The organism is Nonomuraea aurantiaca (assembly GCF_020215705.1).
Classification (GTDB): domain Bacteria; phylum Actinomycetota; class Actinomycetes; order Streptosporangiales; family Streptosporangiaceae; genus Nonomuraea; species Nonomuraea aurantiaca.
This window is the reverse complement of record NZ_JAIWNB010000006.1, coordinates 71,629-87,041: the sequence shown is the minus strand read 5'-3', so window position 1 is coordinate 87,041 and position 15,413 is coordinate 71,629. Positions and strand designations below refer to the sequence as shown.

Sequence of the window (15,413 nt, the reverse complement as noted above, 5' to 3'; positions counted from 1 at the left end):
GCCGTACCTCTTGGAGGGGATGTTGTGAGGCGGGCACGCACCTGGCTGCCTGGGTTACTCCTCGTCACGCCGTCCATCATCGCGATCGGCGTGTTCGTGTACGGCATGCTGGGCTGGAACTTCCGGCTGGCCATGACCGACAAGCACGACGAGGTGTCCGAGGGCAAGTTCGTCGGGCTGAAGAACTTCGTCGACATCTGGGACCTGCCTCGATGGCATCTCTCGGTACAGCACGCGATCATGTTCACGCTCGTGTTCGTGCTGGGCGCGCTGGTGCTCGGCTGGTTCCTGGCCTTCCTCATGGAGAAGGGGATCAGGGGCGAGGGGACGTTCCGGGCAATCTACCTGTTCCCGATGGCCATCTCGTTCGTCGCGACCGGCATCGTGTGGCGGTGGCTGATGAACTCGGGGATGGAACAGCGGGCGGTCGGGCTCAACCGGCTGTTCGACTGGATCGGGCTGCCGCAGTGGCAGTGGTTCCGGGATCCGGACTGGGGGATGGCCGCGATGGCCCTTCCGGCAGTCTGGCAAATGTCCGGATATGTCATGGCACTGTTCCTGGCGGGGTTCCGCGGTGTGCCGGAGGAGCTGCGCGAGGCGGCGCGGGTCGACGGGTGCAACGAGTGGGGCGTCTACCGGTACGTCGTGCTGCCGATGCTCCGCCCTGTGACGCTGTCGGCGCTGATCATCCTCGGGCACATCTCGCTCAAGGTGTTCGACCTGATCGTGGCGGTGTCGGGCAAGCAGATCATCACCGACGTGCCCGCCGTGTTCATGTGGGTGGCGGTGTTCGACTCCCACGACCCGGCCAAGGGCGCCACGATCGCCTCGTACATCGTGCTGAGCGTGGCCGTCTTCGTCATCCCGTACCTCATCTGGTCCGTGCGTAAGGAGAGGCGTTCATGACCGCGGTGATCGGGCGCCGGCGGGTGTCCACCGGGGTGCGGCTCGTCCTGCTGATCGCCTTCGTGGTGATCTTCCTGATCCCGATCTACGTCCTGCTGGTCACCAGCTTCAAGCCGCTCACCGAGGCGGACCCGGGCCAGGCGTGGAACCTGCCGCGTACCTGGACCTTCGAGGCGTGGCGCGTGGCGTGGGAGAAGCTGGCCCCGGGCCTGTGGAACTCCGTCCTGCTGGCCGTGCCGGGTTCGCTGCTGTCCTGCGTGCTCGGCTCCATGAACGGCTACGTGCTGTCCAAATGGCGCTTCCCGGGCGCGGACCTGCTGTTCACGCTGTTCCTGTTCGGCATGTTCATCCCCTACCAGGGGGTGATGATCCCGCTGGTGCAGCTCCTGGTGAACCTCAACGAGCTGACCGGGCTGCAGGGCGTCTTCTACGGCGGCATCCCCGGGCTGACGCTGGCGCACGTGGTCTACGGCATCCCGATCTGCACGCTGATCTTCCGCAACTACTACGTCACCATCCCGGACGAGCTCATCGAGGCGTCTCGGGTGGACGGCGCGGGGATGCTGCGTACGTACTGGTCGGTCGTGCTGCCGGTGTCCGCGCCGGCGATCGCGGTGGTGATCATCTGGCAGTTCACCTCGATGTGGAACGACTTCCTGTTCGCCGTCTTCCTCACCGGGCCGACGAGCTGGCCGACGACCGTCATGCTCAACAACATCGCCGGCGCCCAGGCCACGCCGTACAGCCAGCAGATGGCGGCGGCGATCCTGGCCTCGGTGCCGACGATGCTGATCTACGTGCTGCTCGGCCGGTTCTTCATGCGCGGCCTGATGGCGGGCGCGCTCAAGGGATGAGCGCCGCCGGGTTGGCCCAGTGCTTGAGCGGCTCCTTGCGGACGTAGCGGGCCACGTCCTCGGCGACGATCTCGGCGGCGTTCATGGCCGTCTCCTTGCTGGCGCCGGCCAGGTGCGGGGTCATCACCAGGTTCGGGGTGGTGAGGAGCCGCGAGCCCGCCGGGATGGGCTCCTCGGGGAAGACGTCCACCGCGGCGCCGAACAGGTGTCCCGAGTCCAGCGCGTCGCACAGGGCGTCGTAGTCGAGCAGCGAGCCGCGCGCGCAGTTGACGATGACGGACCCGCGGGGCATCGCGGCGATCTGCGGTGCGCCGATCATGCCGATGGTCTCGGGGGTGGCCCGCGCGTGCAGGGAGAGGAACTGGGCGCGTTCGAGCAGCTCGTCCAACTCCACCTGTCCTGAAATTTCCACGTAAGGGTCGTAGACCAGGACCTCCGCCCCGAAGCCCTCCAGCATGCGGGCCACCCGGCTGCCGATCGCGCCGTAGCCGACCAGGCCCGCCGTGGAGCCCTCCAGCTCCGGCCCGACGTTGTCATAGGTGTAGTAGTCGCCCCGCCAGACGCCCCCCGCCAGGTCGGCGTGCGTCTGGGGGATGCGGCGGGTGGCCGCGAGAAGCATGGCCAGGGTGTGCTCGGCGGTGGCCACGGCGTTGCGTCCCGGCGCGAACGTGACCGCGACCCCCGCCTCGGTGGCCGCGTCCAGGTTGGCGTTGACCGGGCCGCCCCGGCTGACACAGAACAGTTTGAGCTCCGGGCACGCGTCCAGCACCCGCTTCGTCAGGGGGGCCATCTGGGTCACGCAGACCTCGACGCCACGCAGCGCCTCGATCAGCTCGTCCTCCACATCGGATGCCTCGTCCACCTCGCTCACCCGGCCGAACGGCACCACCGGCCACGGCAGCGTCAGCTCGCTGATCTCCACGTCACCGGGAACCGCGTGCCGGAGCGCGTCGATGAAGAGGCGGTTCTGGACGAAGTGGTCGCCGGCGGCAAGGACTCGGATGGTCAACGAAGAGCTCCAATCGGGGAGTTGTACCGCAGGATCGCCACCTGGCCGTCCCGCGGGCGGATCTCTGTGATGGCGCAGTTGTCCAGGCTCGGGAACAGCCGTCGGTACTCACCCAGCGGCACGCCCATGAGCCGGCACAGCGCGATCCTGATGACGGTCGTGTGGGCGACGACCATCACCCGGCCGGCGGGATGGGCCGCGGCGATGTCTCGAAGGCACTCGGTGAACCGGTCGGCCGCCAGCTTGGGGTCCTCGCCGCCCGGCAGTGGGTTCGTGGCGGGGTCGGCCTCGAAGGCGGCGCGGGCCTCGGGGAACCGCTCGCGCATCTCCGCCGCGGTCAGCCCGTCAGCCTGGCCGAAGTCGAGCTCCCGCAGCCGCTCGTCCACCCGCAGCTCCACACCCGCCGCCTCGGCGCTGGCGGCGGCGGTGATGCGGGCCCTGCTCAGCGTGGACGCCCAGACGCCCGACAGCCCGGCCCGGCCGGCCCAGGAGGCCAGCTGCCCGGCCTGGTCGAGGCCGCGCGGGGTCAGCTCGATGTCGCTGAGCCCGGCGTAGCGGTTCTCGGCATGCCAGACGGACTCCCCGTGGCGCACCAGTGCGATGTGGGTCATGGCGCGGTCCTCTCCCGGGCGTGGTCGGCGGCGCTCGCGGGCAGCCAGCCGCGTCCTTCCAGTTCGGTGACGAAGCGTAGGTAGGTCTCGTCCATGCGGGGTCCGGCCGGGTCCACGACCGCGCGGGTGCGGATCATCCCGGCCGCGTCTCCCTTGTCTCCCGCGGCCAGTACGGCCATGCCGAGCGCGGGCTCGGCGTTCTCCCGCAGTGTGACGGGACGCCCGAGGACGTCGGCGCGCAGCTGGGTCCAGTAGGCGCTCCTGGTGGCTCCGCCGGTCAGCACGATCTCCCCGTCCGCCGGGGCGCCCAGCAGGTCGAGATAGTCGAAGCAGAGCCGCTCGACGAACGCCGCGCCGCGCAGGATGGCCACGTAGCGCTCGACGTCGTCGGCGGGCCGGCCGAGGGTGAACCCCTCGGCCTCGGGCGCCACGAACGGGAACCGCTCCCCGCGCGACACGAGCGGATAGGTGACCACCGGCTCCGTGGCGCCGCCGGTGGCGGTGGGGCCGAAGCGGGCGGCGGCCTGGGCGCTCAGCGCGTCGAGGTCGTGCCCGGCGAACTCGCGGGTCAGCACCCCCGCGCCCGTGCTCGACGCGCCACCCGGCAGCCACGAGCCGTCCGGCGCGCGGTGCGAGTAGACGACGCCCAGCGGGTCGTGGATCAGCTCCCTGGTGACGCCCTTGAGCACCAGGGTGGTGCCCATGACGGAGTTCCAGCTGCCCGGCGTCATGGCCCCGGCGCCGAGCTGCGCCGCGCACCCGTCGGTGGTCCCGGCGATCACCGGGGTGCCGAGCGGGATGCCGGTGCTCGCGGCGGCCTCGGCGCAGACCGTGCCGAGCGTGGTGCCGGGCCGTACGACGTCGGGCAGTGCCTCGGCGGGCACCCCCAGCTCGTCGAACACCTCGTACGGCCACCGCTCCTCGATCAGGTCCACGCCGGTCTTGAGCGCGTTGCTCAGGTCGGTGGCCACCTCGCGCCCGACCAGGCGCCGGTTCACGAAGTCGTTCTGGTGGGCCAGGCGGGCGCCGGGCGGGGCGTCAGGCAGCAGCCACAGCAGCTTGGGCAGCGCCCAGTTGGCCTGCATGCGCTGGTAGCCGAGCCGCTGCCAGACGGCCGCGCCGACCGAGTCGATCCGGGCCACCTCGGCCGCCGCCCGCCGGTCGTCGTACATCAGGCCGGGGGTCAGCGGGGCGCCGTCGGGGCCGGTCAGCAGAATCGTGCCCGAGGTCGCGGCTACGGCGACGCCGCGGATCCGCTCCGGCGGCACGTCGCGCAGAGCCTCGCGGGTGGCGGCGGCGAGCTGCCGCCACCACTCCTCAGGGTCCTGCTCGTGCCGGGGCCCGTCGCGGTGGCTGGTCAGCGGCCTGCTCGCCGCGCCGAGCACCTCGCCGCCGTCCGTGACGGCCATCGCCCGGACGCTCTGCGTGCCCAGGTCCACACCGATCCAGACGCTCACGAGCGCCCCCGCATCTCGGCGAGCAGCGGCCATGATCGGGCGCTGGTCTCGCGCAGGGCCAGGAAGTCCTGGTAGGCCGTGCCGTACGCGCCGGACTCGGGTCGTACGGCATCCCGCAGCCGGACGTACCGGTCGGCCGCGGCCTCGATGCTCGTGGCCGCGCCCGTGGCGACCAGGCCGACCAGGAAGGCGCCCCTGGCGCCGACCTCGGCGTCACCCGACCGGAAGACCGGCAGGCCGGTGACGTCGGAGATCATCCGCAGCCACAGCGCGCTGGCCGAGCCGCCGCCGCACACCCGCAGCTCGTGCGGCCCCTCACCGGAGGCGGCCAGGCAGTCCTGGATGACGAGCGTGAGCCCTTCCAGCACGGCCCGGGCGACGTGCTCGCGCCCATGCTCGAAGGACAGGCCGAGGAACGCGCCCCTGGCCAGCGGATCGGAGAACGGCGCGCGCTCCCCGGCGGGGGAGAAGTAGGGCTGGAAGGACAGCCCGCCCGCGCCCGGCGGGCCGGTGGCGGCCAGCTCGCCCAGCTCGGCGGGGCCGTCCAGGCCGAGCAGCCGGCAGGCCCACTGGAGGACCTCGGTCCCGGCGAAGGTGGGGAAGGCGCGCAGGTAGCCGTCGGGCATCGCGATCGTGATGCCGACGGGCTCGCCGTCCAGGTCGGGCCGCTCGACGACGGTCTCCGTGCAGAGCGTGGTGCCCAGGATGCTGCACGCCTGGCCGGGGCCCACGGTGCCGGCGCCGATGGCCGTGGCGGCGATGTCGTAGGGGGCCATCACGACCGGTGTCCCGGCGGGCAGCCCGAGGAGCTCGGCGGCCTCCCGCGTCAGGGCGCCCACCCGGCGCGTGTCGTCGCGCAGCTCGGGCAGCAGGTGCCCGGCCCACTCCAGGCCGAACATGGCCAGGAGCGCGGGGGAGTAGGCGCGGGTGCGCAGGTCCATGAAGGGGGCCGAGCCGTCGGACTCGTCGGCGGCCAACTCGCCGGTCAGCCGGGAGAAGATCCAGCCGCCGCACGACAGGTTGACGGCCGAGCGGGCCAGCCGGTCGGGGTCGTGCTCGTTCAGCCAGGTCAGGATTGCGTGGGGGAGACCGGAGGCGGCGGAGGAGCCGTTGACGCGGAAGGCGTCGGCGGCCAGCCCCGAGCGGTTCCAGCGGTCCACCGTCGCGGCGGCCCGGCCGTCGTTCCACAGGATCGCCGGACCGGTGGGCCGGCCCGCCGCGTCGACCAGCCAGCAGCCGTCGCCCTGCGCGGTCACGGCGACGAAGTCCGGCGCGGTGCCGAGCCGGGAGGCCACCTCGCGGACCGTGCCGGCGACCGCGTCCCAGACGGAGTCCATGTCCTGCTCGGCATGGCCGGGCGCGGGTCTGGAGACGGTGGTCCCGTGCCGGGCGACGGCCGTCTCGGCGCCCGTTTCGTCGTATCCGACGGCCTTGATGACGGTGGTCCCCGCGTCGACGCAGATGACCGCCATCAGGCGCGTCCGTGGGAGGTCCGCGACTTGCGGGCGATCGAGTCGACGACGACCGCGAGCAGCAGGACGATGCCCGTGACCACGAAGCGGATGGAGGAGTCGAGGTTGAGCAGGGTCAGTCCGCTGGAGATCGACTGGATGACGATGATGCCGAGCAGCGCGCCGAAGGCCGTGCCGCGCCCGCCGAACAGGCTCGTCCCGCCGATCACCGCCGCGGCGATGGCGTTGAGGTTGACGTCGCCCGAGCCGCTGCTCTGGTTCGCCGCGGCCAGCCGGGCCGCCGCGAGGATGCCGCCCACCGCCGCGAACGACGAGCAGAGCACGAACACCGAGGTGTAGACAGCCTTGACGTTGATGCCCGCGCGGCGCGCGGCCTCCACGTTGCCGCCGACCGCGTAGACGGCCCGGCCCCACTTGGTACGCGACAGCATGTAGTGCATGATCAGCACCAGCGCCACGAAGAAGATGAACATCCAGCCGATACCGCGGGTCTGCCCGAGGTAATAGACCACGAAGGCCAGCACGGCCAGCAGCGCCAGGCTCCTGATGAGCAGCATGGACAGGCTCCTGGCCGACAGCCCGGCGCGCCGCCGCTCCTGGGCGTGCAGGTAGCCGCTGCCGAACAGCCAGACGGCCGCGATCACCGCGAAGCAGTACGACAGCCAGGCCGGTACGAAGTCGAGCTGCGCGAAGTTCACCAGGCCCGAGTCGAACGGCAGGTTGATCGAGCCCTTGGTGCCCAGCACGTAGAGCTGCAGCCCGAGGAAGGCCAGCAGCCCGGCCATCGTGATGACGAAGCTCGGCACCCCGAAGCGGTTGAACAGCTGCGCGTACACCCAGCCGATCACCGCGCCCATGATGACCGCGGCCACGATGGCCAGCCAGACCGGCAGCCCCTTGACCACGAAGAGCACGGCGAGCACGGCCCCCGACAGGCCGCTGACCGAGCCGACCGACAGGTCGATCTGGCCGACCAGCAGCACGCAGACGATGCCCAGCGCGATGATGCCGGTCGCGGCCGACTCCAGCGTGAGGTTCACCAGGTTAGCGCTGGACAGGAAGATCGGGTTGAGGATCTGCAGCACCGTCCAGATGACGATGAGCCCCACCACGACGGGGATCACGCCCAGGTCGCCGCCACGGGCCCGCTCGACCACGTCGGCGATCGCGCCGCGCAGCCCTTCGTTCCCGCTCAGCCGCTCGTCCTGGCGGTCCGTGGTGAGCGTGCTGTTCATGAGGGCAGACCTTCCTTGCGGCGCGCCTGGCGCTGGGAGACCGCATTGTCGGTGGCGCCGGTGATGGCGGCGATGATCTCTTCGGTGGAGACCGCGCCCACGTCGAACACCCCGTTGTTGCGGCCGAGCCGGAGCACGGCCACGGTGTCGGCCACGGCCTGCACGTCGGCCATGTTGTGGCTGATCATGATGACGCCGAGGCCGTTCTCGCGGAGCCGCTCGACCAGGTTGAGCACCTCCGCCGTCTGGGCGACGCCCAGGGCGGCGGTCGGTTCGTCGAGGATGATCACCTTGGGGTCGCCGAGCAGCGACCTGGCGATGGCCACCGTCTGCCGCTGGCCGCCGGAGAGCGCGGCCACCGGCACCCGGACGCTGGGGATCTTCGCCGACAGCTGGCGGAGCAGATCCCAGGAGCGGGTCTCCATCGCCACGTCGTTCAGCCGGAGCGGGCGGACCTCCTGGCCCAGGAACAGGTTCTGGATCACGTTGAGGTTCTCGCACAGGGCGAGGTCCTGGAACACGGTGGCGATGCCGAGCTTGTGCGCCGCCGCCGGCGTCGGGATGTGGATGTCCCGCGACTCGAAGGTGATCGTCCCCGAATCGGGCGGGTGCACCCCCGACAGGATCTTGACCAGCGTCGACTTGCCCGCGCCGTTGTCGCCGACGATGGCCATGACCTGGCCCGCCGCGACATCGAGGTCGATGTCGGTGAGCGCGGCGACCGCTCCGAACGTCTTGCTGATCCCCCGCAGGGACAGAACGCTGTCCGCTTGCTGTGTGGGCGACAAGGCCGCTCCTCCCTAGCCTTACTTGATGTCCAGGTCGGCGCAGCCCTTGGCGTATTCGCCGGTGCACACTTCACTGGCCTTCATGATGCCGCTGTCGAACAGGACCGCCTTGATGTTCTCCTTGGTCACGACCGTGGGGACGAACAGCTGGGACGGGGTGTTGTAGAGCGTGGTCTTGCCCGCGGGCTTCTTGCCCTGCATGAACTGGTAGGCGACGTCGGCCGACGCCTCCGCCACGATCTTGATCGGCTTGGAGATGGTGTTGTACTGGTCGCCGGCGATGATCCGCTGGGCGGCGGCCGGCTCGGCGTCGTTGCCCGTGACCGGCGGCACCTTCACGCCGGCCGCCTTGAACGCGGCGATCGAGCCGCCGCCGGTGCCGTCGTTGGCCGCGACCACGCCGGCGATCTGGTCCTTGAACTGCGTGATCTGGCCGCTGACCCAGGTCTGGGCCTTCTCCGGCTGCCAATCGGGAGTGTCGTACTCGGCCAGCAGCTTGAAGCCGCTCGGGTCGATCGCGCTGTGGATGCCCTTCTTGATCAGGCCGGCCGCCGCGTCCGTGGGCGAGCCGTTGACCTCCAGGAGACCACCCTGGATGTTCTCCTTCTTGAGGTGGTCGACCAGGGACTGGGCGATCATGTTGCCGATCTTCTCGTTGTCGAACGAGATGTAGTAGTCGGCGGGCGTGGCCGGGATCGGCCGGTCGTAGGCGATGACCGCCACTCCCTGCGACTGCGCCGTCTTGACCATCGTTGCCGCGGCGGCCGAGTCGACCGGGTCGAGCACGATGGCCTTGACGCCCTGCGCCAGGGCCGAGTTCGCCTGTTGCTGCTGCTTGGCCGCGTCGGAGTCGGCGTTCTGGTAGATGACCGTGCAGCTCGGGCAGAGCTGCTTCATCTTGGCCTCGAACAGCGGCTTGTCCTGCAGTTCGTACCTGGTCGAGGCGAGGTCGGGCATGAGGAAGGCCACCTTGGCGTTCTCCGCGCCGCCGCCCGCCTTGGTGCTGCTGGAGCCGCTGTCACCACCGGTGGAACCGGAGCCGCAGGCGGCCAGCGCCGACCCTGCGATGACTACAACCGCGGCGAACGCGGAGGTCCGCATCTGAACTCTCTTCACGGGTTCTTTCCTCACTCACTACGTCCTCACAGACTCGCTGATCGCGTCGCTCCCCCGAAAACTCCACGGGAGACAAGCCGCTCACAACCGGCCACGTCCTGTGGTGCGGCTCACGCTAGCGCGAGGTCTGAATAATTGTCCAGCAAAAGTGTTCAGGGCTTGAGCCTGGTTTTGGGCAAGAAGTAGTCCTTTGGGGTTCGTTCCCGGTTTGTCGGCTGTCTATCAGGAACGTCAGGAGCGCCGGGCGGCGGCGAGGAGGCCCTCGGCGGTCAGGACGTCGGTGACCAGCTGGTTGAAGTAGCCGCCCTTGGCGCCCGCGATGATGGACAGCACCTTCTCGGCGCCCACCGCGACGGCGATCGACGACGGGATGCGGCGTAGTTCGTGCAGGCCGGGGGCCACCAGGCGCTCGCTGCCCGGATAGGAGACCGGCTCGCCGGCCCGGTCGTAGACGCGCATGCAGACGTCGCCCACGGCCTCGCGCAGGCTCTCCGCGTCACGCGGCATGAAGGCGGGCACGACCTGACGCATCAGCGGCGCGGAGCCGACGCCGACGATGGCGCACTTGGCGTGCGCCCACAGGTCCATGACCTTGCGCACCGACGGCTCGTGCTGGAGGGAGTAGAACAGCTCGGGCCCTGGCAGCGCGGGCGCGTACAGGTAGCTGGGCACGCCGCCGACGCGTTCGGCCAGGATGCGGGTGGTCTCGTTGGTCTGGAACCACGGCTGCGGCTCCTCCTGCCCGCCCACAGCCGGTGCGATGGTGACGCCGGGGAACTGCCCGAGCCCCTCGCGCGCGCACTCGTACACCGTGCTGCCGGAGGAGACCAGCACCACGTCGCCGGACTCCAGCCCCACCCCGGCCAGGGCGCGGGCCAGCCCCGGAGCCAGCCAGGGGCCCAGCGCCGGGCCGCTGACCTTGGGGACCAGGTGGACGCGCCGCAGCCGCAGCGCCTCGGCCACGCTGGCGGCCAGGGGGCCGTCCTCAAGGGTGGCGGGCCGGTGCACCTTGATCTCGACGATGCCCTGGCGGCGGGCCTCGGTGAGCAGCCGGCTCACGGTCGCCCTGCTGACGCCCAGCCGCTTGGCGATGTCGGCCTGGGTGGCGTCTTCGAGGTAGTACTGGGTCGCTGCCGCGTACATGAGATCGTGCGGGAACCGGGCCTGCGCCTCTGGCGCGACATCGGCGGCCTTCATGCGCGCGCTCCCTCGGGCCTGAACAGTTGTGCTGGACGGATGTGACTATACCTTCGTGCCCTCAGATCAAGGGGGTATCGAGTCTGCCGAACTATCATCGGTCCTCGCGCGCGTACCCGTGCTTCAGTTGTTTCCCGCTACGAGGGCGTCGCCGAGTGGGGTGCGGGCGTACAGGACGGCGCGGCCGGTACGGGTGCCCGCGATGAGGCCGGTGCGGCGCAGGGCGGCCAGGTGGCCGCCCGTGGTGCCGAGGCTGTGTCCGAGCAGGGCGGCGAGGTGGGTGGTCGTGGCGGGCACGGCGAGCTCGGCGAGGATGCGGGCCCGGGTGCGGCCGATCAGCACCGCCAGGGCCGCCCCCGCTCCCGTCGCGGGCGCCTCGACGGCCGTGCCGCGGGCCGGGTACGTGAGCGCGTACGGCCAGGCGTCCTCCAGATAGGCGCCCACGGCGGGCACGAACGCCGACGGCAGGAACAGCAGCCCCTTGCCGCCGAGTCGGTGCCGCTCCTCGCTCTGGCCCATCCGGACCTCGATGTACCCGTCGCCGTGCCACCGGACCTGCTCGCTCAGGTCGTCGAGCGCGGCCGCCCAGCCGTACGCCGCGAGCCGGCCCGCCCGCTGCACCACGTCGCGCTCCAGGATCGCCTGGAAGCGCGGCCAGTCCGCGGACAGGATCTCCGTCCACAGCACCTCGTAGGCGTCGGCCAGCACCTGGACGACGTCGGGTCCGAGCAGCAGCTGCCTGGTCCACTCCGGCACGGGCGGCCGCTGGGCCAGGACCGAGGCGATCTCGGCGTGCGCCTGCCCGACCGGAGTCGTGCGCATGGCGGCCAGTTCGGTCTCGAACGGCACGCTCATCCCGGCGGGCGGCGGCGCGATGAAGTCGACGTTGCCGCTGCCCTTGTTGCCGGTGATCGCCGCCATGGCGCGCAGGGCGGGGTGGCGGGCGGCGAGCTCCTTGTACCGCTCGTGCCACCTGTCCACCCACCGCCGGTGCGCGCCCGCCCTGGTACGCCCTTCGAGGACCCACTGCGCGTGCATGGTCTCGATCAGCGGCGAGATGGCGAACCGGCTGGCCACCACGTCCTGCGGGGTGACCTCGATCCTGAACACCTTTCGTTTATATCCGAAAGTGTCGCCTTCGCCGGGCCTGGTCCCGCAGCATCGTGACCGGCGGTTCCGAGACCTCCCTCCGGAGCCGCCCTTTCAATGTGGAGGTGCGGGTTGACCGAGCGTGGGGCCACCTTCGGGCAGGTGTTCGCGGTGCGGGAGTTCCGGGTGCTGTTCGGCAGCTTCGCGCTGCTGATCTCCGGGGACTCGATCAAGATGCTGGCGCTGTCGGTGCTGGTGTACGCGGAGACGGGGTCGCCGGGGCTCTCGGCCGCCGCGTACATGGCCGGGTGGCTGCCGTACATCCTGGGCGGGCTGTTCCTGCTCTCGCTGGCCGATCGGCTGCCGCCTCGGGCGGTGATGGTCGTGGGCGAGCTGGTCAGGGTGGTGGTGTGCCTGCTGCTGGCCTTCGCCGGACTGCCGGTGCCGGTGATGCTCGGGCTGGTGCTGGTGACGGGGCTGTTCGCGCCGGTGTTCGGGGCGGCGCGCAGTGCGTTGCTGCCCGACGTGCTGCCCGGGGACGCGTTCGTGCTGGCGCGGTCGCTGATGGGGGTCACCTCGGCGGGCGCCCAGATCGCCGGGCTGGCCGTGGGGGGTGCCTTCCTGGCGGTCACGGGGCCGCGCGGGGCGCTGGCGGTCACGGCGGCGCTCTCGGCGGTGGCCGCCCTGGTACTCCGGTACGGCCTGCCTTACCGGCCTGGCCGGGGCGCGGCAGGCAGTGGTACGGCTGCTGGTGGCGCGGCAGGCGGCCGTACGGCGGCGGCCGGTGATGGGGCGGCGGGTCGCGGCTCGGGCGGTGGGGCCGTGCGGGTGACTCTGCGGGTGAATCGGTCGCTGATGGTCGATCGGCGGGTGCGGGGGCTGCTGCTTTCGAGCTGGCTGCCGTGCATGTGCTTGGCCGGGGCCGAGGCGATGGTCGTGCCCTATCTGGGTGGCCAGGGGCAGGCGGGGGTGGTGCTGGCGGCGGCGGCCGGTGGGATGGCGGTCGGGGAGTTCACGGTGGGGCGGTTCGCGGCTCCGGCGGTCAGGGAGCGGCTGTCGCTGCCGCTGGCGGTGCTGATCGGGCTGCCGTGGCTGGCCTTCCTCATGGCGCCCGGCGTGGCGTGGGCGGCGGTGCTGGCCGCCGTGTCCGCCGCCGGGGTGTCCTACCAGCTCGGGTTGCAGCGGCGTTTCGTGGACGCGGTGCCGGAGGAGGTACGCGGCCAGGCGTTCGGGCTGCTGTCGGCCGGGCTGATGACCGGGCAGGCGATCGGCGCGGCGGCGATCGGCGTCCTGGGCGAGGCGATCGGACCGGGACCGGCGATCTTCGCGGCGGGCGTCGCGGGCGTCCTCGTCGCCCTGGCCCTGTCAGGCGCACTACGCCCGGACACTCGCCCGGCTCTAGCTGGAGACGCCTACCCGGCTTCGGCCGGAGAGGCGGGCCCGGAGGTCACGGAGGTAGTTCGCCCGAGCCGCGGGGGATGAGGCGTACCGGCAGCTCGACGTGCTCCGACGGCCCGCCGTCCCCTGCCAGGCGGCGGAACAGCAGCTCGGCCGCCACCCGGCCCATCCCGGCCGGGTCCTGGGCCACCACCGTCACCCCGGGCGTCAGCAGGTCGGCCAGCTCGAAGTCGTCGAACCCGACCAGCCCCATCCGCCGCCCGCCCAGGGCGCGCAGCGCGGTCACGGTGAGCCGCCCGTTGCCGGTGAACAGGGCGGTCGGCGGCGAGTCGAGCGCCAGCATCCGCTCCAGGTCGTCCCAGACCGTCTCGGGCGCGGGCCCGCGCATCGCCACCAGCCGGGAGTCGAAGAGCGGGCCGAGAGCCGCGCGGTAACCCGCCAGCCGCTCGGCCGCCGTGTAGATCGACGGATGGTCGCCGAGCATGGCGATCCGGTGGTGGCCGTGCGCCAGGAGGTGGCCGACGGCCTCCCTGGCGCCGCCCGCGTTGTCGCTGAGCACGGTGTCGACGTCCAGGCCGGGCCCGGGCGGCCGGTCCGCGAACACCGCGGGCGTCCCGGCGTCGAGCTCGGGACGCAGGTAGGAGTGGTCGTCACCGGCGGGCACCACGATCAGACCGTCGACCCGGCGGGCGCAGAACGTGCGCACCAGCTCGCGCTCCCTGGCCGGCTTCTCGCCGGACGAGCCGCTCAGCAGCAGGCAGCCCTCACCGATGACCACCTCCTCCACCGCCCGGCTCAGCCCCGCGTAGAACGGGTCGGCGACATCCTCGATGACCAGCCCGACGGTCGCGGTGCGGCCCCTGCGCAGCACGCGGGCGCTCTCGTTGCGGCTGTAGCCCAGCCGGTCGATGGCCTCGCGCACCCGTTCGGCCGTCGCCGGATTGACGCCCGGCTCGCCGTTCACGACGCGCGAGACCGTCTTGAGCGCCACCCCGGCTGCCGTGGCGACATCCTTCATCGTCGGTCTCACTCTTGGATCCTTTCCCAAGTAGGACGGCCAGACAACGTTGTCAGAGGGTTATGCGAGAGTAGAGGTTCTATGTCGCCGAGATCCGCACTCCTCGTCGCCGGGTTCGTGCTGGCCGCGCTGAACCTGCGGCCCGCGATCGCCGGCGTCTCCCCGCTCCTCGACGAGGTCATGAACGACGTCGGCCTCACACCCGCCGCCGGCGGCGGGATCACCACGGTGATGGTGGTCTGCCTGGGCGTGTTCGGGCCGATCGCGCCGCTGCTCGCGCGCCGGATCGGGCTGGACCGCACGCTGCTCGCCGGGCTCCTCGTGCTGGCCGCCGGCGTGGTGCTGCGCGGCCTCGACGGCGTCCCCGCGCTGTACGCGGGCTCGGCGATCGCGGCCACCGCCATCGCCGTGATGAACGTGGCCATGCCCGGCATCACCAAGGAGTACTTCCCCGACCGGGTCAACCTGATGACCGGCGTCTACAGCTCCGCGATCGTGGGCGGCGCCGCGACCGCCTCGGCGTTGGTGATCCCCGTCGAGCACGCCACGGGCTACGGCTGGCGGGGCGTCTCGGCGCTGATGGCCGTGCCCGCGCTGCTTGCCGCGCTGCTCTGGCTGCCGCAGGCGCTGCGCGGGCAGGCGGGGCCGCAGGGCGGGCCGCGGCCGTTCGGGGTGGTGCTGCGCAGCCGGATCACCTGGTACGTGACCGCGCTCATGGGCCTGCAGTCGTTCACCTTCTACGTGCTGCTGGCCTGGCTGCCGACGATCTTCCATGACGCCGGCCTGCCCGCCGATCAGGCCGGCTACCTGCTCAGTGTGACGAACCTGGTCCAGGTGGGCGCCACGCTCGCCGTGCCGATCCTGGCCGGGCGGCGGCCGTCGCAGGTGCCGTTCGTGATGGGGGCGGGGCTGCTGACCGTGGCCGGGTACCTCGGCATGTTGCTGGCCCCGGTCGCCGCGCCCTGGCTGCCGTGGGTGTGGATGGTCGTGCTCGGGGTCGGGCAGGGGGCCTCGTTCGCGCTGGCGCTGCTGCTGATCGCGCTGCGCGCGCCCGACCCGGCGTCGGTGACCGCGCTGTCGTCGGTGGCGCAGTCGGTGGGGTACGCGGTGGCCGCGCTGGGGCCGGTCCTGTTCGGGCTGCTCAGGCAGGTGTCCGGCGGGTGGACGGTGTCCTTGCTGACGGGGCTCGGGGTGCTGGGGGCGCAGCTCCTGGCCGGCTGGTTCGCGGGGCGTCCTGCTACGTTGGACAAGGCTTACCGGTAG

The 15,413-nt window shown here is 71.6% G+C and carries 14 protein-coding genes; 4 read left to right on the top strand and 10 right to left on the bottom strand.

Translation table 11 applies throughout. From position 1 onward, the window contains the following. Positions 1 to 24: 24 nt before the first annotated feature. Entirely contained in the window at positions 25 to 906 is an 882-nt protein-coding gene (locus LDL49_RS16480) for a carbohydrate ABC transporter permease (RefSeq protein ID WP_225291933.1), read from the top strand. Further along, positions 903 to 1,760, top strand: a complete 858-nt coding sequence (locus LDL49_RS16475) for a carbohydrate ABC transporter permease (RefSeq protein WP_225291932.1) — start codon at positions 903 to 905, stop codon at positions 1,758 to 1,760. The genes LDL49_RS16480 and LDL49_RS16475 overlap by 4 nt, the downstream gene beginning before the upstream one ends. Here LDL49_RS16475 and LDL49_RS16470 read toward each other — a convergent pair. The 9 genes from LDL49_RS16470 to LDL49_RS16430 all read right to left on the bottom strand — a co-directional run bounded on the left by LDL49_RS16470 (position 1,750) and on the right by LDL49_RS16430 (position 11,755). After that, the gene (locus LDL49_RS16470; RefSeq protein ID WP_225291931.1) at positions 1,750 to 2,769 is read right to left on the bottom strand and encodes a 2-hydroxyacid dehydrogenase; all 1,020 of its coding nucleotides are present in this window, start codon (positions 2,767 to 2,769) and stop codon (positions 1,750 to 1,752) included. The genes LDL49_RS16475 and LDL49_RS16470 overlap by 11 nt on opposite strands. Continuing rightward, complete coding sequence (locus tag LDL49_RS16465; protein WP_225291930.1) at positions 2,766 to 3,380, bottom strand: histidine phosphatase family protein; 615 nt, start codon at positions 3,378 to 3,380, stop codon at positions 2,766 to 2,768. The genes LDL49_RS16470 and LDL49_RS16465 overlap by 4 nt, the downstream gene beginning before the upstream one ends. Further along, positions 3,377 to 4,837, bottom strand: a complete 1,461-nt coding sequence (locus LDL49_RS16460; protein WP_225291929.1) for an FGGY-family carbohydrate kinase — start codon at positions 4,835 to 4,837, stop codon at positions 3,377 to 3,379. The genes LDL49_RS16465 and LDL49_RS16460 overlap by 4 nt, the downstream gene beginning before the upstream one ends. Beyond that, complete coding sequence (locus LDL49_RS16455) at positions 4,834 to 6,309, bottom strand: FGGY-family carbohydrate kinase (protein ID WP_225291928.1); 1,476 nt, start codon at positions 6,307 to 6,309, stop codon at positions 4,834 to 4,836. Before LDL49_RS16455 ends, LDL49_RS16460 begins: the two co-directional genes overlap by 4 nt. After that, complete coding sequence (locus LDL49_RS16450; protein WP_225291927.1) at positions 6,309 to 7,544, bottom strand: sugar ABC transporter permease; 1,236 nt, start codon at positions 7,542 to 7,544, stop codon at positions 6,309 to 6,311. Before LDL49_RS16450 ends, LDL49_RS16455 begins: the two co-directional genes overlap by 1 nt. Continuing rightward, a complete protein-coding gene (locus tag LDL49_RS16445; RefSeq protein WP_225291926.1) occupies positions 7,541 to 8,332 on the bottom strand; it encodes an ATP-binding cassette domain-containing protein in 792 nt (263 codons plus the stop codon). Before LDL49_RS16445 ends, LDL49_RS16450 begins: the two co-directional genes overlap by 4 nt. 18 nt (positions 8,333 to 8,350) lie before the next feature. Beyond that, complete coding sequence (locus LDL49_RS16440; protein ID WP_225291925.1) at positions 8,351 to 9,448, bottom strand: ABC transporter substrate-binding protein; 1,098 nt, start codon at positions 9,446 to 9,448, stop codon at positions 8,351 to 8,353. A 231-nt stretch (positions 9,449 to 9,679) separates the two neighbouring features. Next, on the bottom strand, positions 9,680 to 10,645 hold the full coding sequence (locus tag LDL49_RS16435; protein WP_225291924.1) for a sugar-binding transcriptional regulator: 966 nt from the start codon (positions 10,643 to 10,645) through the stop codon (positions 9,680 to 9,682). Between the two features lie 123 nt (positions 10,646 to 10,768). After that, complete coding sequence (locus LDL49_RS16430; protein WP_225291923.1) at positions 10,769 to 11,755, bottom strand: ArsR/SmtB family transcription factor; 987 nt, start codon at positions 11,753 to 11,755, stop codon at positions 10,769 to 10,771. 111 nt (positions 11,756 to 11,866) lie between these two features. Between LDL49_RS16430 and LDL49_RS16425 the strand changes: the two genes are divergently transcribed. Further along, entirely contained in the window at positions 11,867 to 13,216 is a 1,350-nt protein-coding gene (locus tag LDL49_RS16425) for an MFS transporter (protein ID WP_225291922.1), read from the top strand. Here LDL49_RS16425 and LDL49_RS16420 read toward each other — a convergent pair. After that, positions 13,182 to 14,162 carry a LacI family DNA-binding transcriptional regulator gene (locus tag LDL49_RS16420; RefSeq protein WP_372470373.1) on the bottom strand — a complete coding sequence of 327 codons (981 nt, stop codon included), beginning with the start codon at positions 14,160 to 14,162 and terminating at the stop codon, positions 13,182 to 13,184. The genes LDL49_RS16425 and LDL49_RS16420 overlap by 35 nt on opposite strands. A 69-nt stretch (positions 14,163 to 14,231) precedes the next feature. Here LDL49_RS16420 and LDL49_RS16415 point away from each other — a divergent pair, with 69 nt between their 5' ends. Next, positions 14,232 to 15,413 carry a CynX/NimT family MFS transporter gene (locus LDL49_RS16415; protein ID WP_225291921.1) on the top strand — a complete coding sequence of 394 codons (1,182 nt, stop codon included), beginning with the start codon at positions 14,232 to 14,234 and terminating at the stop codon, positions 15,411 to 15,413.

Excerpts from the sequence above, each read along its gene's own strand:
- LDL49_RS16475 (WP_225291932.1), top strand. The coding sequence starts at position 903 with ATGACCGCGGTGATCGGGCGCCGGCGGGTGTCCACCGGGGTGCGGCTC.
- LDL49_RS16465 (WP_225291930.1), bottom strand. The coding sequence starts at position 3,380 with ATGACCCACATCGCACTGGTGCGCCACGGGGAGTCCGTCTGGCATGCC.
- LDL49_RS16455 (WP_225291928.1), bottom strand. The coding sequence starts at position 6,309 with ATGGCGGTCATCTGCGTCGACGCGGGGACCACCGTCATCAAGGCCGTC.
- LDL49_RS16450 (WP_225291927.1), bottom strand. The coding sequence starts at position 7,544 with ATGAACAGCACGCTCACCACGGACCGCCAGGACGAGCGGCTGAGCGGG.
- LDL49_RS16435 (WP_225291924.1), bottom strand. The coding sequence starts at position 10,645 with ATGAAGGCCGCCGATGTCGCGCCAGAGGCGCAGGCCCGGTTCCCGCAC.
- LDL49_RS16415 (WP_225291921.1), top strand. The coding sequence starts at position 14,232 with ATGTCGCCGAGATCCGCACTCCTCGTCGCCGGGTTCGTGCTGGCCGCG.